Origin of the sequence: Bradyrhizobium sp. ARR65 (assembly GCF_000472385.1) — a bacterium.
Classification (GTDB): domain Bacteria; phylum Pseudomonadota; class Alphaproteobacteria; order Rhizobiales; family Xanthobacteraceae; genus Bradyrhizobium.
On the sequence record NZ_AWZU01000009.1, the window covers coordinates 39,912 to 58,080 of the forward strand.

Annotated in this window: 15 protein-coding genes; 4 read left to right on the forward strand and 11 right to left on the reverse strand. The window is 63.5% G+C overall.

Annotated features, from left to right (window positions below; all coding sequences use genetic code 11):
- Positions 1-29 precede the first annotated feature (29 nt).
- From F758_RS0112725 to F758_RS0112735, 3 genes are all read right to left on the reverse strand, one after another.
- Positions 30-623: a hypothetical protein gene (locus F758_RS0112725; RefSeq protein WP_024508225.1), complete on the reverse strand. Its 594-nt coding sequence runs from the start codon at positions 621-623 to the stop codon at positions 30-32.
- Between the two features lie 112 nt (positions 624-735).
- The gene (acuI, locus tag F758_RS0112730; protein WP_024508226.1) at positions 736-1,722 is read right to left on the reverse strand and encodes an acrylyl-CoA reductase (NADPH); all 987 of its coding nucleotides are present in this window, start codon (positions 1,720-1,722) and stop codon (positions 736-738) included.
- Between the two features lie 44 nt (positions 1,723-1,766).
- Positions 1,767-3,011 carry an MFS transporter gene (locus tag F758_RS0112735; RefSeq protein ID WP_024508227.1) on the reverse strand — a complete coding sequence of 415 codons (1,245 nt, stop codon included), beginning with the start codon at positions 3,009-3,011 and terminating at the stop codon, positions 1,767-1,769.
- Positions 3,012-3,394: 383 nt separating this feature from the next.
- On the opposite strand from F758_RS0112735, the gene nadA reads away from it, so the two are divergent.
- From nadA to nadC, 3 genes are all read left to right on the forward strand, one after another.
- Positions 3,395-4,501 carry a quinolinate synthase NadA gene (gene nadA / locus F758_RS0112740; protein WP_024508228.1) on the forward strand — a complete coding sequence of 369 codons (1,107 nt, stop codon included), beginning with the start codon at positions 3,395-3,397 and terminating at the stop codon, positions 4,499-4,501.
- A gap of 187 nt (positions 4,502-4,688) precedes the next feature.
- Entirely contained in the window at positions 4,689-6,290 is a 1,602-nt protein-coding gene (locus F758_RS0112745; protein ID WP_024508229.1) for an L-aspartate oxidase, read from the forward strand.
- A 10-nt stretch (positions 6,291-6,300) separates the two neighbouring features.
- Complete coding sequence (gene nadC, locus F758_RS0112750; protein ID WP_024508230.1) at positions 6,301-7,179, forward strand: carboxylating nicotinate-nucleotide diphosphorylase; 879 nt, start codon at positions 6,301-6,303, stop codon at positions 7,177-7,179.
- Between the two features lie 179 nt (positions 7,180-7,358).
- Here the strand turns inward: nadC and F758_RS0112755 are convergent, their stop codons facing one another.
- From F758_RS0112755 to F758_RS47605, 3 genes are all read right to left on the reverse strand, one after another.
- A complete protein-coding gene (locus F758_RS0112755; RefSeq protein WP_024508231.1) occupies positions 7,359-8,813 on the reverse strand; it encodes a cell wall hydrolase in 1,455 nt (484 codons plus the stop codon).
- A gap of 403 nt (positions 8,814-9,216) precedes the next feature.
- Positions 9,217-12,126: a pyruvate, phosphate dikinase gene (gene ppdK / locus F758_RS0112760; RefSeq protein ID WP_024508232.1), complete on the reverse strand. Its 2,910-nt coding sequence runs from the start codon at positions 12,124-12,126 to the stop codon at positions 9,217-9,219.
- A gap of 105 nt (positions 12,127-12,231) precedes the next feature.
- Positions 12,232-12,387, reverse strand: a complete 156-nt coding sequence (locus F758_RS47605; protein WP_084305310.1) for a DUF3096 domain-containing protein — start codon at positions 12,385-12,387, stop codon at positions 12,232-12,234.
- Between the two features lie 235 nt (positions 12,388-12,622).
- Here F758_RS47605 and F758_RS0112770 point away from each other — a divergent pair, with 235 nt between their 5' ends.
- Positions 12,623-12,976, forward strand: a complete 354-nt coding sequence (locus F758_RS0112770; protein WP_024508233.1) for a DUF1236 domain-containing protein — start codon at positions 12,623-12,625, stop codon at positions 12,974-12,976.
- Positions 12,977-13,096: 120 nt separating this feature from the next.
- Here the strand turns inward: F758_RS0112770 and F758_RS0112775 are convergent, their stop codons facing one another.
- The 5 genes from F758_RS0112775 to F758_RS0112795 all read right to left on the reverse strand — a co-directional run bounded on the left by F758_RS0112775 (position 13,097) and on the right by F758_RS0112795 (position 18,061).
- Positions 13,097-13,690, reverse strand: coding sequence for a class I SAM-dependent methyltransferase (locus F758_RS0112775; RefSeq protein ID WP_024508234.1), 594 nt, complete (start codon positions 13,688-13,690; stop codon positions 13,097-13,099).
- Positions 13,691-13,692: 2 nt separating this feature from the next.
- The gene (gene glyS / locus F758_RS0112780; protein ID WP_024508235.1) at positions 13,693-15,798 is read right to left on the reverse strand and encodes a glycine--tRNA ligase subunit beta; all 2,106 of its coding nucleotides are present in this window, start codon (positions 15,796-15,798) and stop codon (positions 13,693-13,695) included.
- A 63-nt stretch (positions 15,799-15,861) separates the two neighbouring features.
- A complete protein-coding gene (locus F758_RS0112785; protein ID WP_024508236.1) occupies positions 15,862-16,797 on the reverse strand; it encodes a glycine--tRNA ligase subunit alpha in 936 nt (311 codons plus the stop codon).
- A gap of 113 nt (positions 16,798-16,910) precedes the next feature.
- Positions 16,911-17,102, reverse strand: coding sequence for a hypothetical protein (locus F758_RS0112790; RefSeq protein WP_024508237.1), 192 nt, complete (start codon positions 17,100-17,102; stop codon positions 16,911-16,913).
- Between the two features lie 104 nt (positions 17,103-17,206).
- Positions 17,207-18,061, reverse strand: coding sequence for a S49 family peptidase (locus F758_RS0112795; protein ID WP_502689144.1), 855 nt, complete (start codon positions 18,059-18,061; stop codon positions 17,207-17,209).
- Positions 18,062-18,169 lie beyond the last annotated feature (108 nt).

Sequence of the window (18,169 nt, forward strand, 5' to 3'; positions counted from 1 at the left end):
CTGCAATCCAGAAACTCACTGGCTTCGCGTCACTCAGTCGAGCGGCGCAGTTCGGGCGCGACATCAGGCTTTGCGGGTTCGGCCTTCTCGGATTTGACCGGCTCGAGCTTGGCGCTCTCGACCTGCGGCGTCTCCACCCGCGCCGCGACTTCGGCCCGCGGAGCACTGGCAGAGCCTATCTGCTCCGCACGACGCGAGCGAGGCCGCGCCACCGCCCGTGCCATCAGCATCTGGTGCCCGCCCTCGTGATGGAAATCGCAATACGCGAAGCTCATGCCAGCAACCGACCCGCGGAAGCTGACCTCGTCCTTCTTGTCGAGATTGAAGCAGGGCTCGAACGGCAGACCGCGCAATGAAGCGCATACCGATTGGCCACGAATCTGCAGGGTATTCCCAGGCAGCCGGATGTGCCGGATCGGACCGGAGCCGGAGAACTGTACGGCGCCGGCCGCGCCCATGTCATCGAGAATGCGTCCGGCACCGCGGGTGCCGTCAACGCAGGTGAAGGCGAAGACCTTGCCGGCGACGAATTTGCGGGCCTCGTCGGCGGTCATCATCCCAGCGAGCGCAGGTGCAAACATGGCGCCGGCGGTAACGGTGCCCAACAGGATACGCGCAAGCATGCTGCAACTCCAACTAAACCAAGCGCGAGCAAAGTCTGCCTTCTTTACCCGCTGCTTACCATACTAACCGTGGCAACATTGGAGCAGCTTGGTTGGTAAAGTCTGAACGTCCTCAGACAATTTTTACCACAATGCGCCCGCGAACCTGGCCCGCAAGGATTTTCGGTCCCATCCCAATGACCTGATCCAAGCCGATTTCATGAGTGATTTCAGAGATTTTTGTCCGATCCAAATCGCGCGCGAGGCGCTCCCAGGCAATTTTTCGCAAAGCAAGCGGGCACATCACGGAATCGATGCCGAGAAGGCACACTCCCCGCAAAATGAACGGCGCAACCGATGACGGCAGGTCCATGCCCCCGGCAAGGCCGCACGCCGCAATGGCCCCGCCATATTTGGTCATGGACAGAAGATTGGCGAGCGTGGTCGAACCGACGCTATCCACCCCACCCGCCCAACGCTCCTTGCCCAGCGGCTTGGCAGGACCTGACAACTCGTTGCGCTCGATCACCTCGGCCGCACCGAGGGCCTTGAGATAGTCGCCTTCGGACATCCGCCCGGTCGAAGCGATGACATGATAGCCGAGCTTGGCCAGCACCGCGGTCGCGACCGAACCGACGCCGCCCGCCGCGCCCGTGACCACCACCGGACCGGCTTGCGGCGACAGCCCGTGCTTTTCCAGCGCCAGCACCGCCAGCATCGCAGTGAACCCGGCGGTGCCGATCGCCATAGCGTCCCGTGCCGACAGCCCATCCGGCAAACGCACCAGCCAGTCGCCCTTGACCCGTGCCTTTTCCGCGTAAGACCCGAGGTGGGTCTCACCCATCCCCCAGCCGGTGCAAACGACCTTGTCGCCCGGCTTCCAGTTGGCGTGGGAGGACTGCGCAACAGTGCCGGCGAAATCGATGCCCGCGATCATTGGGAAGCGGCGCACCACCGGCGCCTTGCCGGTGACGGCAAGGCCGTCCTTGTAGTTCAAGGTCGACCATTCGACGTTGACGGTGACGTCGCCATCCATCAATTCGGCTTCGTCGAATTGCGTGAGCGCGGCGGTGGTGCCTTTGTCGGCCTTATCGATCCTGATCGCCTTGAACGTTGCCACGGCAAAACTCCCTAAAACGTCTGCTTGCCGGGGGTTTTAGCCCATCAGGCCGGTTGCGCAATGGCTCGCGGCACTGGCTTTTCGACGATCGGCAGGTTGATCAGCGCGGAGAGCACGCCGAACAGCACCGACAGACACCAAACGGGTGTGTAGGAACCGAAACCTTCAAAGACCACGCCGCCCAGCCAGACGCCGAGAAACCCGCCAACCTGGTGACTGACGAAAGCAAAGCCGTACAGCGTCGAGAACCAGCGCGTGCCGAACATCAGCGCCACCAGCGCCGAGGTCGGCGGCACGGTGGACAGCCACATGAGGCCGCTGATCGCGCCGAACAGGATGGCGGATATGGGCGTGACCGGAAACGAGATGAAGGCAACCGTCGCCAGCGCGCGCACGAAGTAGATGGCGGACAGGATGTAACGCTTGGGCAGGCGATTCTGCAGCCAGCCGACGCTGAGAGAGCCGATGATATTGAACAGTCCGATCGCCGCGATGACCCAGCCGCCGGTCTGCGCGGTGATGCCGCGATCGGCAAGGTAAGCCGGCAGATGCACCGTGATGAAAGCAAGCTGAAAGCCGCAGGTGAAGAAGCCGAGCACCAGCAGCACGTAAGAGCGGTGGCCGAAGGCTTCCGCGAGCGCCGTCTGGAACGATTGCTGGTCTGCAACGCCGGTTTTCGCGGGGAGCGCCGGCGGCGTTGCAATCGCAAGCGACAGCGGAATGATCAACAGCATCAGGCCCGCGAACACCATCAGCGCCGCCTGCCAGCCGAAATTGTCGATCAGTGCCACGCCGAAAGGCGCGAACAGGAATTGTCCGAACGATCCGGCCGCGGTGCCTGCGCCGAGCGCGAGCCCGCGTCGCTCCGGCGGCAGCAATTTGCTGAACGCCGACAGCACGAGGTTGAAAGAGCAGCCGGCCAAGCCGAAGCCGATGAGCACGCCGGCGCCGATATCGAGCGAGAGGGGCGTAGCGGCATAACGCATCAGCACCAGGCCACCGGCATAAAGCAGCGCGCCGACGATCATCACCCTCAGCACGCCAAAGCGGTCGGCAATCGCACCGGCCAATGGCTGACCAAGGCCCCACAGCAGGTTCTGTACGGCGAGTGCGAGGCCGAACACGTCGCGACCCCAGGCATATTCCTGCCCCATCGGCTTGATGAAGAAGCCGGCGCTGGAGCGCGGGCCGAAGCTCAACAAGGCGATGGCGCAGCCGCAGATGATGATGACGAGCGGCGTGCGCCAACTGGCGCGACCGGGAGCCGGCGAAAGGTCAGTCGTCGACATGCAGTTTCCCCTACTCCGTTCTTGGCGGCTCTCCGGAATCGGCGGCCCGGAGGCCACAAGGATTAATGCATCTGCATGAAAAGCCAACCGTCATCTAAAAGGAATTTCATTGCGCAATGCTGCCTTGCAAATGGCACCGGTCTGTTACGCTGAATTGATCATGCGAGGATCTGGCGCGATGCGGAGGCGCGTGCTATATTTGTTTTGCTCATCTTGAGGATAATACGATATCCTCCGGGTGCTGAGGCCCGCGACGCTGCGGCGCCCCAGCGAAACCGAGACCAGGAAAACGATGACCGGCCCAGCTAAGGCCGGGTTTCTCAGGCCCCAGATGTACTCAAATTGAGTATATATCTGGAAAGGCAACGTGAAGGGAGGCTGACATGCCGATTGCCGGAATTTACGGACCCGAAGATTTCGCCACTGAGCGGACGCAGGTGGTGACGGCGCCGCCGCGGACCGGGACCAGTTCGCCCCCTTGCGCGCTGCCCGCACCGGCATTGGAATGGAACAGCGAAGTCGAGCGTGCCACGGCGCCTCTGTACGAGCGGGTTAAGCACGTGATTCCGCCGATCGAGTGGCCGTTCATGGCCCCCTACGTCAAGGCGATCAACGAGCTGAAGGGCGAACGCGACGCGGTGATCCTCGCGCATAATTACCAGACGCCGGAGATCTTCCACTGCGTCGCCGACATCGTCGGCGATTCTCTGCAGCTTGCCATCGAGGCCACAAAGGTAAAGGCCTCGACCATCATACAATGCGGCGTCCACTTCATGGCGGAGACGTCGAAGATCCTGAATCCGGACAAGACGGTGCTGATCCCGGATTCGCGCGCCGGCTGCTCGCTGGCCGCGAGCCTGACTGCGGCCGACGTGCGGCTGCTGCGTGAACGTTTCCCGGGCGTGCCTGTGGTCGCCTATGTCAACACCTCGGCCGAGGTGAAGGCGGAGGTCGACATCTGCTGCACGTCGTCGAACGCGGTGCAGGTGGTGGAGAGCCTGAACGCTCCGACCGTGATCTTCCTGCCCGACCAATATCTGGCGAAATACGTCGCCTCGAAAACCGACGTGAAGATCATCGCCTGGAAGGGCGCCTGCGAAGTGCACGAACGCTTTACCGGAGATGAGCTGCGCGCCTATCGCCAAGCCGATCCGGCCGTTCAGATCATCGCCCATCCGGAATGCCCGCCGGATGTGCTCGCAGAAGCCGATTTCACCGGGTCGACCGCGCATATGATCAACTGGGTGCGCAACAAGCATCCCAAGCGTCTGGTGATGATCACCGAATGCTCGATGGCCGACAATGTGCGCGCGGAGCTACCCGGCATCGAAATGGTGCAGCCGTGCAACCTGTGTCCGCACATGAAGCGGATCACGCTCGCCAACATTTTGGAGAGCCTGCTCTACTTGCGCGAGGAAGTCACCGTCGAGCCTGTGATCGCGGAGCGCGCGCGGCGTTCTGTCGAGCGAATGATCAATCTGAAGAACTAACCCCGATCGTCCCGGCCAAGCCAACGGGTCCGCGCAAAGGCGCGCCCCGATGACAGGCTCCGCGCGAGCCGGCCCATAACCACAGGCGGATGTTTGGCGAGGAAAGAGAACCACGAGCGGTGTGAAACAACGACCGGCTGTGGTCATGGGTCCCTGGCTTTCGTCAGGACGACGCAAGGTGACAGGCATGAGCAACTCAATTCAGAATTTGAAGAACGCAGCCGACGTCGTCATCGTTGGTGGCGGACTCGCCGGGCTGTTTTGTGCGCTAAAACTGGCGCCGCGGCCGGTCACGTTGATTTCGGCGGCACCACTCGGGTCAGGCGCCTCGACGGCCTGGGCGCAAGGCGGCATCGCTGCCGCGCTTGCCGAGAACGATAGCGCCGAAGCACATGCCGCCGATACGATTGCGGCCGGCGCTGGGCTTGTCGATGAGAGGATCGCTCTCGGCCTCACGCGCGAAGCGGCCGACCGAATCGAGGACCTGCTCCGCTACGGCGTGCCGTTCGATCGCGACCTCGAAGGCCGGCTGGCGCTTGGCCGCGAGGCGGCGCATTCGGCTCGACGCATCGTGCATGTGCGGGGCGACATGGCGGGACAAGCCATCATCGCCGCACTGACGGACGCGGTGCGCAACACGCCGTCGATCCGCGTGGTGGAAGGCTTTGTGGCCGAGGCGCTGCTAGCCGAGGACAACGCGGTGACGGGACTGCAATTACGCAAGCGCGGCGACGACACGGCGAACCCGGAAACGATCGCAGCCCGCGCGCTGGTGATCGCGACCGGCGGCATCGGCCACCTCTACGCTGTCACCACCAATCCGCAGGAGGCAAGCGGCCTTGGCCTTGCGATCGCTGCGCGTGCCGGCGCCGTGATCGCCGATCCTGAATTCGTCCAGTTTCATCCCACAGCAATGATGGTCGGCCGCGATCCGGCGCCGCTTGCGACCGAAGCCCTGCGCGGCGAAGGCGCGACCTTGATCAACGACAAAGGCGAGCGCTTCATGCGAGCGGCTCACCCGCTCGCCGAGCTCGCGCCGCGCGACATCGTCGCTCGCGGCATGTTCGCGGAGATCGCCGCCGGCCGCGGTGCATTTCTCGATGCCCGCGCGGCGTTGGGCGATCGCTTCGCGGACAAATTCCCCACCGTTTACACAAGCTGCATGGCGGCCGGCATCGATCCGGCGAGGCAGCCGATACCGGTCGCGCCCGCCGCGCATTACCACATGGGTGGGATTGCCGTTGATGCACGCGGCCGCAGCTCGATTGAAGGACTCTGGGCCGCCGGCGAAGTGTCGTCGACCGGCGCGCATGGCGCCAACCGGCTGGCCTCAAATTCCCTGCTCGAGGCGATCGTGTTCGCCGCGCGCATCGCCGAGGACATTGCAGGCTGCAACGCCACGTCGCCGAGGCGGCCGACGACCGAACAACCGAACCCGCGCAACTGCGCTCTGTCGACGAAAGCCGTGCACGACCTACGCGCCATGATGGCGTCGCATGTCGGCGTGATCCGCGATCGCGAGCGTCTTGCGGAAGCCGTGCGCGCCTTCGCCGCGCTCGAACGCGACACGGGCAATGTCGCCTTACGCAACATGGCGACAACGGCGCTCATGGTTGCGGCCTCCGCCTTCAACCGCCGCGAAAGCCGCGGCGCGCATTGCCGGGACGACTATCCGGCGGCGAGCAAAGCATTGGCCCGCCGTACGATGACAACGTTGACGCAAGCACGGGAGATCGCGCGAGCGCTCGACGAAAGCGCGCAAGACGCCGTGCAGCCGATGATGGCCTGAGGAGGACTACGTGACGACACCCGCTTCGCTTCTGCATTCTGACGCATTTCTCTCACAGCTCGCGATCGACGAAGCCGTCGTGCGTGCGCTCGACGAAGATCTTGGCCGCGCCGGCGATGTCACGTCGATCGCCACCATACCCGAAGCCACCAAAGCCCAGGCCATTATGGTGGCGCGGCAGCCGGGTGTCATCGCCGGCCTGCCGCTCGCGGTCGCAGTATTCCAAAAGCTTTCGAGCGAGGTTCGCGTGCAGGCCCATGTCCGCGATGGCGCGTCCGTTGCCGCCGGTACGCATGTGCTGACCATTTCGGGACCTGCGCGCGCGGTTCTCACGAGCGAGCGCACCGCGCTCAATTTTGTCGGTCGCCTCTCCGGCATCGCCACGCTGACGGCCGACTACGTGCGCCGCACTGCCGGCACGAAGTTGCGCATCTGCTGCACGCGCAAAACGACCCCTGGCCTGCGCGCGCTGGAAAAATACGCCGTACGTTGCGGCGGCGGCTTCAACCACCGCTTCGGCCTTGATGACGCGATCCTGATCAAGGACAACCACATCGCGGTTGCCGGCGGCATCAGGCCAGTGTTGGAGCGTGCCCGCGCCCATGCGGGCCATCTCGTCAAGATCGAGATCGAGGTCGATACGCTCAAGCAATTGCGCGAAGTCTTGGAGACCGGGCTCGCCGACGCGGTGCTGCTGGACAACATGGATATCGCAACGCTCACCGAAGCGGTGCGGATGGCGGAAGGTCGCGTGGTTCTCGAAGCCTCCGGCGGCGTCACGCTCGATTCCATTGCACAGATCGCCGCAACAGGTGTGGATTATGTGTCTTCCGGAGCACTGACGCATTCCGCGACGAATTTCGACATCGCCCTGGATATCGAGGCTTGACTTCTCACGGCGCCATCCCTGATCCGTCACCCTGAGGCGCCTCCGCGCAGCGGAGGCCTCGAAGGGCGACGGCCCGGCTCTCGTAGCTGGGCCATTCATCCTTCGAGGCTCGCTTTCGCGAGCACCGCAGGCGACAAACGGCGGAGCCGTTTGCGCGGGGATGACGGGATTGGCCGAATCTACCTCCGCACCGAATTCGGATACATCTCGGCTTCGCTCTTCGCCTCTTCGGCGAGTTCCGCCGAGATCGCGGCAGTTTGCTGCGGCGTGCCCCAGCTCGGCGCATCGCTGCCGTCGCCCCAGGCTTTCGGCCGGTAGAACGTGTGCACACCGAATTTGTACATCCGCTTCATCTCGGCCACCCAGGACGGATGCACATAATAGGCGTGGTAATGGGTCGACTTGCCGACCTCGGGCAACCAGATCAGGCCGTCCAGCATCGCCTTGGCGATCTTCTTCGCGCGCTCCCACATGTCGGGCTCACGGATGACGTCGGGATATTTGTCGCAGGCGAAGGTGAACTGACAGGCGTAGTGCCGGTACTTGTTCTGATACACCACGCCGCAGACCGTGGTCGGATAGTAGCCGGAAAAGGCGCGGTTCATCACCACTTGCGCCACCGCGATCTGGCCGCGCACGGCTTCGGCCCGGGCCTCGAAATAGACGGCTTCCGCCAAGCACTTTTCCGCCTTCGCGCGCGACTTCGCGTCAAACAGGCCGAGGCGCTCGGCCGGCGTCTTGGCGCGCTGATTATCGGCGTTCACCTCGCCCTTCGGCGCGATGCTCTCGCCGCTCTCGGTTTCCTTGGCGGCATCACCCGAAAGCGGCAGTGAAGCCGTTATCTTCATGTCGGGATCGGGCTGCGCGCTGGGGCTGACGATCAGCGGCTCTTCGCCGGGCTGCCAGCGCTCGATATTCTCATAGGAGCCGCCGAGCGAGGCCGTGCCGAAATAAAGGCTTGCAGTGTTGACGTTGAAACCATCGTCCGGCGAAGGCGCAGGTTCGGCCGGAAGGATTTCCGGGGCTTTCTTCAGATCCTCCAGGGGGTGCGCTTCCAGGGACAGCGAGATGTCGTATTGCGACAAGGGCGGCGCGTTCAGCGCCTCCTGCAGTTCCGGGTCGAGCCCGCCGGACGCGGCTGACGGGAGCGCGGCGGTCTTGGCGCCCACGATCGAAAAACTGGGGCTCGCGGGATTTTCAGGCGCGGGCGGGTTTTCGGCGGGAGCCGCATGCTCGGCCGGAGCAGGCGGCGGCGTCACCACGAGACGGTCGCCCTTCAAGCTGCGATCGACCTTGGGAAAATCGGAAGGCTGATAGCGCGGCGGTGTCTGCAAGACCGGATTGCGCGTCACCGCGCCCGCGAGGTCGTCGCGATCGAAGCTCGCCAGCAGCAAGGCAGCGCTCCGCGGCGCGGAGGTGCCGACCGGCCGCGCAAAACTGTAAGTGGCAAGCTGGATCGACGCGGCCGCAGAAAACACTCGCTTCTGCCAGCGCTCGGCGACGCCAGGCTGGCGCGCCAAAAGCGAAGCGATGTCCTGATAGCCGATTTCGTTCGGCACAATTGCGAAGATGCAAAGGCCGAGACCGAAGGACGCGAAACGCACGCCCTTCGGCCGGTTACGCACGACTGACATTGATACGCCCACGCAACGCTTACACACGTCAGGAACCGAACGCAGTACATCCGTGCAATTCGGCCTTTTGCGGTAGTATCTAATTTAGGTTGCTGGGGCGTTAATCGGCGTGGCGTCCGCGACACACGCAAGCAAACGCGCGCGCCTGCGCGTTGATCTCGACGGCGTTGGTAAACGGCGCTTCGACGGGAGTGGTAAAGATCGCGTCAACAAAGATGGTTAGCGAACTATGACCCGTGTGATTACGGGTGGATTCAACAACGCTTGTTGTTGAGCACGTCATTCCGGGGCGTCGCGTCAGCGGCGAACCCGGAATCTAAAGATTCCGGGTTCGATGCTTCGCATCGCCCCGGAATGACAGTGTGAACGGCTATGCAGTGCTTATGCTTCGGGTCAAATCGGCTCACGCCGTGCTGGCGACGGCGTTGCCGATCGCGGCTTGGGCGGCGGCGAGCCGCGCGATCGGCACGCGATAGGGCGAGCAGGAGACGTAGTCGAGACCGGACTCGTGGCAGAACGCCACCGACGCCGGATCGCCGCCATGCTCGCCGCAGATGCCGACCTTCAGGTTGGGCCGCGTCTTGCGGCCCCGCGCCACGCCGATCTTGACGAGTTCCCCGACGCCGTCGCGGTCGAGCGAGATGAAGGGATCGACCTCGAGAATGCCCTTAGCGATGTAGGTGCCGAGGAAGCTCGCCGCGTCGTCGCGGCTGATGCCATACGTCGTCTGCGTCAGGTCATTGGTGCCGAAGGAGAAGAACTCCGCCGAGTTAGCGATATCAGCGGCCATCAGCGCCGCGCGCGGCAGCTCGATCATGGTGCCGACCTGGTAGACGAGCGTTGCCCCGGTCTCACGTATGACGGCTTGTGCGGTCGAATCGATGCGCGCTTTGACCAGGTCGAGTTCCGCCTTGGTGGCGATCAGCGGCACCATCACCTCGAGCCCGACCGCCTTGCCGGTGCGCTTTCCGGCCTCGACCGCCGCCTCGAAGATGGCGCGCGCCTGCATCTCGGCGATTTCCGGATAGGCGATCGCCAGACGGCAGCCGCGGAAGCCGAGCATCGGGTTGAACTCCGACAGCTCGCGCACCCGATCGGCCAGCCGACGCGGATCGGTGTTCATCGCGCGCGCAACTTCCTCGATCTCGGCGTGGGTGTGCGGCAGGAACTCGTGCAATGGCGGATCGAGCAGGCGGATGGTGACCGGAAGGCCCTTCATGATCTCGAACAGCTCGACGAAGTCGGCCCGCTGCATCGGCAACAGCTTCGAGAGCGCCGCGCGCCGCGCCTGCTCCTCTTCGGCGAGAATCATCTCGCGCACCGTGCGGATGCGCGTCTCCTCGAAGAACATGTGCTCGGTGCGGCAAAGCCCGATGCCCTGCGCTCCGAACTTGATCGCGGTACGCGCGTCATCGGGCGTGTCAGCGTTGACGCGCACGCCGATCTTGCGCACCTCGTCCGCCCAGCCCATCAGCGTGCCGAACTCGCCCGACAGCTCCGGCTCGATCATCGGCATACGGCCGGCCAGCACCTGGCCGAGCGAGCCGTCGATGGTGATGACATCGCCGGTCTTGAAGGTGCGCGAGCCGATGCTCATGGTGCCGCGGCCGTAGTCGACGCGGATGTTGCCGCAGCCGGAAACGCACGGCTTGCCCATGCCGCGCGCGACCACCGCGGCGTGCGAGGTCATGCCACCGCGCGTCGTCAGGATACCTTCAGCGGCGTGCATGCCGTGAATATCTTCGGGGCTGGTCTCGATACGAACCAGGATGACCTTGTGGCCATCGGCTTGCAGCTTGGCGGCTTCATCGGAGGAGAATACGATTTCGCCGGATGCTGCCCCGGGCGAGGCCGGCAGACCCGTGCAGATCACGTCGCGCTTGGCGGCGGGATCAATGGTCGGATGCAGGAGCTGATCGAGCGATGCGGGGTCGATCCGCGACACGGCATCCTTTTTCGTGATCAGGCCTTCATTGGCGAGTTCGACTGCGATCTTCAGCGCCGCCTTGGCCGTGCGCTTGCCGTTGCGGGTCTGCAGCATCCACAGCTTGCCGCGCTCGACCGTGAACTCCATGTCCTGCATGTCACGGTAGTGCTTCTCCAGCAGCATATAGATGCGCGTCAGCTCCTTGAAGGCGTCAGGCATCGCGACTTCCATCGAGGGCTTGTCCGAGCCCGACTCTTTTCGCGCATCCTCGGTGATTTCCTGCGGCGTGCGGATGCCCGCGACCACGTCTTCGCCTTGCGCGTTGATCAGGAACTCGCCATAGAGCTTGCTCTCGCCGGTCGAGGGGTTGCGCGTGAAGGCAACGCCGGTCGCCGACGTCTCGCCCATATTGCCGAACACCATCGCCTGCACGTTGACGGCGGTGCCCCAGGACTCCGGAATGTTGTGCAGCTTGCGGTACGTCACCGCGCGTGCATTCATCCAGGATGAAAACACCGCGCCGATCGCGCCCCAGAGCTGGTCGTGCGGATCCTGCGGGAATTCCTTACCCGTCTCGCGCGCCACGGCCTCCTTGTAGCGGCCGACCAGTTCGACCCAGTCTTCCGCCGAGAGGTCGGTATCGAGAGAATAGCCCTGGCTATCCTTGAAGGTGTCGAGGATGTCCTCGAAATGATGGTGCTCGAAGCCGAGCACCACGTCGGAATACATGGTGATGAAGCGGCGATAGCTGTCATAGGCGAAGCGGCGATCGCCCGACATCGCGGCTAGCGCCTCAACGGTCTGATCGTTGAGACCGAGATTGAGCACCGTATCCATCATGCCCGGCATCGAGGCGCGGGCGCCCGAGCGCACCGAAACGAGCAGCGGATTGTTGGGATCGCCGAATTTCTTGCCGGTGAGCTTGCCGATATAGTCCAGCGCCTTTTCGACCTGCGCCTTCAACTCCTTCGGATAGGTCTTGTCGTGCTCGTAGAAATAGGTGCAGACCGAGGTCGGAACGGTGAAGCCGGGCGGGACCGGCAAGCCGAGATTGGCCATTTCGGCGAGGTTGGCGCCCTTGCCGCCCAGGAGGTCGCGCATCTCCGCGCGCCCCTCCGCTTTGCCATCACCAAAGGTATAGACCCACTTGCCGGCCTTCGCGGCAGAGACCGCAGGCGCTGCCTTCTTCGGCGCGGGCGTGGCGGCCTTTTTGGATGCCGGCACTGGTTTCTTCAGCGCTGGCGCGGGCTTTTTTGGCGCTCGCGCGGACTTGGCCGCAGCCTTTTTCAGAGCCTTGCGCGCCGGCGCCGCGGATTTGGCCCGGGCTGGCGTGGATGGCTTTGATTTCGCAGCGATTTTCTTCGATCTCGCGAGGGCTTTGGCCATGGCTTGCTACGATCCGGGATGATGGACGGGGATGGACGAGAGGTTGCGCGCGTTACAACATTTTGGGCCGGCCGGCGCAAGCCGGAGGGTTCCGGTTTTTGCCCGCTACAGGTGCAGCCACCGCAACAGGCCGAGTCCGATCAGGCCGACAACAATAAGGTAGATGGCTACAATGAAGTTGAGGAGCCGCGGCATGATCAGGATCAAAATGCCTGCGATCAAAGCCACGATAGCAGGCACATGCGCAGCGGTGATGACCATTTGAATTGTCTCCGGGTGATGCGGGAAAACGAATCGGGGAGAGCATCTTAGCGGTGCGGGTTCCGAAATAGGAGACGCCGACGCCGCTCATCGGGTTCCGTGGCTCTTCTATATTGCTGAAAATTGTTGCGCGTAAGACGCAGTGTTCCGCGGAACGATACGGCGCGCGACGCATTGGGCGCGAGTGGCATGCCGGCGCAAGCCGGCTGGCATTTTCGAACTTGGAGTCGCTCCCATGCGGAACAACATCCTTGCCATTGTCGCTGTCGCGGCCGCGGCCAATGTGCCGATCCTGGCGCACGCGCAAACCGTGGGCGTGGCGCCGGGCACAAGCGTGATCGTGGAGGACGCCCCTCGTATCGCGGCGGAATCCTATCCGGCCTTTCGTGAATACGTCATCGGCGAGCGAATTCCGAATCACACAATTCCCGGCACCATCGCTGTCGGCACCGTGCTGCCCGACGACGGCGTTACCTTTTACGATGTCCCGCCGTCATTTGTAGCGACACCTTATCGTTACACGGTCGTGAACGGCGAGACCGTCCTGGTTGAGCCGCGCACGCGGCGTATCGTCCAAGTCATTGAGTGATGTCATCGAATGACCGCGGTCGAACAGAACGTCACGAAATTGTCCGGATAGCCGCTGCGGCGCCGGACAAGAAGGCCCTGCCCGGTTCCCCCCGCCGGGTGGGGTTCTTTTTTGCGCAGATCAGCCCGCTTTCCTCGCGACGAGGCGGTGAATCGTCTTTCCCGACGAGGCACTGACCACCTCTTCGTCGAGCAGCAGCGTTGCCTTGGTCAACGCGCTGCGTACCAGCTCCGTGTCGAAAGCGGCATAGAGCCGGCCGTGAGCGTCGCGCAAATCGGCGCCTTCGGTCACGCGCCAGCTCAGATAAAGAATACCGTTCGGCTTGACGATATCGAGCAAGCGGCACACGGACGGCGCAATCCGTGCAGGCTCCAGATGCATGATAACGGTCTCGCAGAGCACATTCTCGTAAGCGTTGGCCGCAATGCCTTCAAGCTCCGGCAGCTCGGCATGCGCGAATTTGAGCTGCGGATAGCGATCCCGCGCCTGTCGCAGCAGGCCGTCGGACGCATCAAAACCTTCGGCAGCAAAACCGTTGACGGTGAGCCAGGCGACCTCGCGGCCGCTGCCGCAACCAATATCGCAGGTCTTGCCGCCCCTGATGAAGAAGCGCGCGACGATCTCGTGCAGATCGGTTGGAGCTGACTGCTCGTGCCAATCCTTCGCGAAGGCGGCGGCGTCGTGATCGTAAGCTGCGAGGGTCGCAGGGTCCATGATCAACCCTCGATCTTGGAGAAATCGGCGACCGCCCGCGTGGCGGTGCGAATCTGGTTCAACAGCTTCAGGCGGTTTTCGCGCACCTTGGGATCGTCGTCGTTGACTCTCACCTTGTCGAAGAACGCATCGACCGGCGGGCGAAGCGTTGCCATCACGCTCATCGCGCCGGCAAAATCCTCGCGTGCGACGGCCGCGCCTGCTTGCGCCTTCACCTGATCGATCGCCTTTGCGAGCGCCTTTTCCTCAGCGAGGCTATAGAGCGCGACATCCGGCGCGCCGTCAAACGTGCGCTTGTCCCGCCTCTCTTCGATCGCGAGAATGTTGCTTGCGCGTTTTGTGCCGGCGAGCAGGTTCTTGCCGTCATCGGTGTCGAGAAAGGCAGCCAGCGCCTCGACGCGGCGGACGATCATGAGAAGATCGTCCTGGCCTTCGAGCGAAAAAACGGCGTCGACGAGGTCGTGGCGCGCGCCCTGCTCGCGAAGCTGTACCTTCAGGCGGTCAGCGAAGAAGGAGAGCAGGTCGAGCGGAAGGGTCGTCGCATGGGCGGCGTGCTTCTCGGGCAAGCCGCCGATCGCGAATTTCGTGATCTTCACAAGCGGCAGGCGAAGCACGTTCTCGAGAATAAGCCTGATCACGCCCAGCGCCGCACGGCGCAGTGCATAAGGATCCTTGCTGCCGGTCGGCTTCTCGTCGATTGCCCAGAAGCCGACCAGCGTGTCGATCTTGTCGGAGAGCGCGACCGCGACCGAAACCGGATTGGTGGGCACGTCGTCGTTCGGGCCTTGTGGCCTGTAATGCTCCTCGCAGGCGGCCGCGATGGCGGGATCCTGTCCTTGTGCCAGCGCGTAGTATTTGCCCATCAGGCCCTGAAGCTCGGGGAATTCGCCGACCACCTCCGTGAGCAGATCGGCCTTCGCAAGCCGCGCCGCGCGTTTTGCTTTTTCGACATCGGCGCCGACCAGCGGCGCAATCTCCGCCGCGAGCCGCTCGATGCGCGCAATGCGCTCGCCCTGCGTACCCAGCTTCTCGTGGAAGACGATGGAATCGAACTTCGGCAGGCGATCCTCTAGCCGCGTCTTCAGGTCGGTCTCATAGAAAAACTTCGCGTCCGACAGCCGCGCGCGGATCACCCGCTCATTGCCGCCGACGATGGTCTTGCCGCCGTCCGCCGTCTCGACGTTGGCGGCGAGGACGAATTTGTTGGCGAGCTTGCCGCTTTTGGGATCGCGGACGACAAAACACTTTTGATTGTTGCGGATGGTGGCGCGGATCACTTCGCCGGGAATGGACAGGAAGTCGTTATCGAACGATCCCATCAGCACCACGGGCCATTCGACGAGGCCGGCGACCTCGTCGAGCAGCGCCGGATCTTCGACCAGCTCAAAGCCTTGGGCGAATGCGAGCTGCCGCGCATCGGTGACAATGGCGTCCTTGCGCCGCTGCGGATCGAGAACGACTTTCGCGTTCAAGAGCTTTGCTTCGTAATCCTCGAAACGACGAACATTGATGGCGGCGGGCGCCATGAAGCGGTGGCCGAACGTGGTCTGGCCGGCTTCGATGCCATCCACCGAAAAATTCACCACGTCCGGCTCCTCGGTCTCGAGCCCAAAGGTCGCGGTGATCGCATGCAGCGGCCGCACCCAGGACAGCGAGCCGGGTTTTGCCGAGCGCGCGCCCCAGCGCATTGATTTCGGCCACGGAAAAGTGCGGATGATCACCGGCAGGATATCGGCCAGCACGTCGATGCTGGCGCGCCCCGGTTTTTCGATGAGCGCGACATAGAAGTCCCCCTTCTTGGGATCGCGCTGAATCTTGGCCTCTTCGATCGAGCCAAGACCCGCAGCTTTCAGAAAGCCCGCGATCGCGGCCGCCGGCGCCTCGAGCCGCGGCCCTCTCCGCTCGTCCTTCAAGTCCGGTTGGCGTACCGGAATGCCGTGCACGGTCAGCGCCAGCCGGCGCGGGGTGGCGAAGGCTTTGGCGCCTTCATAGACCAGGCCCTCCGCAACCAGCCGGTCAGTCACCATGCGTCGCAGGTCGTCGGCCGCCTTTGACTGCATGCGCGCGGGGATTTCTTCGGAAAAAAGTTCAAGCAGAAGGTCGGGCATTTGATTTTACGATGTTCGAAGTCGGCAGCGGCGACGGGAGCAACGAAAGGACGAGCGAACGGCTCAAGCGCCCACGCCACCAGCCTCGGTGTGGATCCAGGCTTCGCCGCAAGCCTTTGCAAGTTCGCGCACGCGCAGAATGTAGCTCTGCCGCTCCGTCACCGAGATCACGCCGCGCGCATCGAGCAGGTTGAACACGTGGCTTGCCTTGATGCACTGGTCGTAGGCGGGCAACGCCATCAAATGTTCTTTGCGGTTGCCCTCGCGCCAGCCCGCCGCGAGGTATTTCTTGCAGGCCTCTTCCGCCATCCGAAACTGCTCGAACAGCATCGCGGTGTCGGCATATTCGAAATTGTGGCGCGAATATTCCTGCTCCGCCTGCAGGAAGACGTCGCCATAGGTGACGCGCTCGGCGCCATCGCGGCCGTTGAAGTTGAGGTCGTAGACGCGGTCCACGCCCTGGACATACATCGCGAGCCGTTCGAGACCGTAGGTCAATTCGCCGGCGACCGGCGCGCATTCGACGCCCGCGACCTGCTGGAAATAGGTGAACTGCGACACTTCCATGCCGTCGCACCAGCATTCCCAACCCAATCCCCAGGCGCCCAGCGTCGGACTCTCCCAATCATCCTCGACGAAGCGGATGTCATGCAGCGAGGCATCGATGCCGATCGCCGCGAGCGACTTCAGGTAGAGGTCCTGAATGTCGGGCGGCGACGGTTTCAGGATCACCTGGAACTGATAATAGTGCTGCAGCCGGTTGGGATTTTCGCCATAGCGGCCGTCCTTCGGACGCCGCGAGGGCTGCACATAGGCCGCATTCCACCGTTTCGGACCGAGCGCTCGCAGCGTGGTCGCTGGGTGAAAAGTGCCCGCGCCGACTTCCATGTCGTAGGGCTGCAGGATCACGCAGCCATAGTCCGCCCAATAGCGCTGCAACGCCAGGATCAGTCCCTGGAACGAACGGTCCGGGCGCATATGCGGTGGCACTGATTGCATGGTCAAAAGGGTCTCGCGGGGCCTTAAAATGCGCGGGACCGTATCGGCGGAGCCGCCGGGAATCAAGGCAATGGCGCCCGGAATCGGCCGCCAAATAGCGTCAAATCACCAATTCAGCCCGGCCGGTAGGTGCCGGTGACGGGGTCGCGACGCAGTGTCTGGATCTCACCGGACCTTGCCGCCTCGGCGACCCGCGCCAAGCGCAGCTCTTCAAGCTCCTGGTTGACCCGCTGAGCTGCTCTGTAGGCCCAGCGGACCACCGCCAGACCACCCAAGACGCCCGCGAATGCGATGAACGGCGGCATGGTCGATCCTTGTTCGTAAACTCCGCCCCCACCTCGCATTGTTGCGCATGGAACAGCGCTTCGCAACGTCTCACTTGGGGACAAAATGGCGCGCCCCTCCGGGTTTAAAAGCCAAACTTGGCCCAAATCGCGCGCGTCTCGAGCGCGGAGATCACATCATCGGGAAGCCCGGCCAGACCGTCCACGCCAAGCGCGCCCGCGCCCGGCTGTCTGCGCCCGAGCAGGCCGGATAGCAGCCCGCCCGACGGCGTCACCACCGGCGTTAGCACCTTCTCGCCATAACGGGCGCGCAGCGTCGAGCGCAGATCGCCGATCCCGTCCGCCAACCCCAGCGCAACGGACTTCTCGCCCGCCCAATATTCTCCGGTGAACAGCTCACCATCCGCACCCTTCAGCCGCGCGCCGCGGCTGGCTTTCACCAGCGCAATGAAGATCTCATGGATGTCGCGCTGAATGGCCTTGAGCCGCGCCACGTCATCGGGATTTTCGGGCAGGAACGGATCGAGCATCGCTTTGTGCTCGCCGGCCGTATAGAGCCTGCGCTCGATGCCGACCTTCTTGATCAGCTCCTGCAGCCCGAACGAGCCGCCGACCACGCCGATCGAGCCCAGGATCGAAGAGGGATCGCAAAAAATCTCGTCACCCGCACAGGCGATCATGTAGCCGCCGGAGGCTGCGACGTCCTCGACGAACACCAGCACCGGCAAGTTCTTCTCCTCGGCCAGCTGGCGGATGCGCAGATAAATCTGGCGTGACTGCACCGGCGAGCCGCCGGGTGAATTGATCAGCAGAGCCACCGCCTTAGCATTCTTGAATGCGAAGGCACGCTCAAGCGTCTTGGCCAGTCCCGCGAGCGTCATTCCCGGCCGCAACGGCGTGACCGCGCCGATCACCCCGGCAAGACGGACCACGGGCACAACCGCAGTTCCCCGTCGCAGCCGAGCCGGCAGCCATTCCATCGCGCGATCGATCCAGCCGCTGACGCCGCTGCGAACACTCAAATCGTCGGCCATCTCATTACCTCAAATTAACCATTTCTTATCACGCCACTGTCATTTGATCGGAAG

Bases quoted from the DNA above. Each gene is read 5' to 3' on its own strand.
- glyS (WP_024508235.1), bottom strand. From the start codon at position 15,798: ATGCCCGACCTTCTGCTTGAACTTTTTTCCGAAGAAATCCCCGCGCGC.
- F758_RS0112785 (WP_024508236.1), bottom strand. From the start codon at position 16,797: ATGCAATCAGTGCCACCGCATATGCGCCCGGACCGTTCGTTCCAGGGA.
- nadA (WP_024508228.1), top strand. From the start codon at position 3,395: ATGCCGATTGCCGGAATTTACGGACCCGAAGATTTCGCCACTGAGCGG.
- F758_RS0112755 (WP_024508231.1), bottom strand. From the start codon at position 8,813: ATGTCAGTCGTGCGTAACCGGCCGAAGGGCGTGCGTTTCGCGTCCTTC.
- F758_RS0112745 (WP_024508229.1), top strand. From the start codon at position 4,689: ATGAGCAACTCAATTCAGAATTTGAAGAACGCAGCCGACGTCGTCATC.
- F758_RS0112790 (WP_024508237.1), bottom strand. From the start codon at position 17,102: ATGCCGCCGTTCATCGCATTCGCGGGCGTCTTGGGTGGTCTGGCGGTG.
- ppdK (WP_024508232.1), bottom strand. From the start codon at position 12,126: ATGGCCAAAGCCCTCGCGAGATCGAAGAAAATCGCTGCGAAATCAAAG.
- F758_RS0112770 (WP_024508233.1), top strand. From the start codon at position 12,623: ATGCGGAACAACATCCTTGCCATTGTCGCTGTCGCGGCCGCGGCCAAT.
- F758_RS47605 (WP_084305310.1), bottom strand. From the start codon at position 12,387: ATGGTCATCACCGCTGCGCATGTGCCTGCTATCGTGGCTTTGATCGCA.
- F758_RS0112775 (WP_024508234.1), bottom strand. From the start codon at position 13,690: ATGGACCCTGCGACCCTCGCAGCTTACGATCACGACGCCGCCGCCTTC.
- F758_RS0112725 (WP_024508225.1), bottom strand. From the start codon at position 623: ATGCTTGCGCGTATCCTGTTGGGCACCGTTACCGCCGGCGCCATGTTT.
- F758_RS0112795 (WP_502689144.1), bottom strand. From the start codon at position 18,061: ATGGAATGGCTGCCGGCTCGGCTGCGACGGGGAACTGCGGTTGTGCCC.
- F758_RS0112735 (WP_024508227.1), bottom strand. From the start codon at position 3,011: ATGTCGACGACTGACCTTTCGCCGGCTCCCGGTCGCGCCAGTTGGCGC.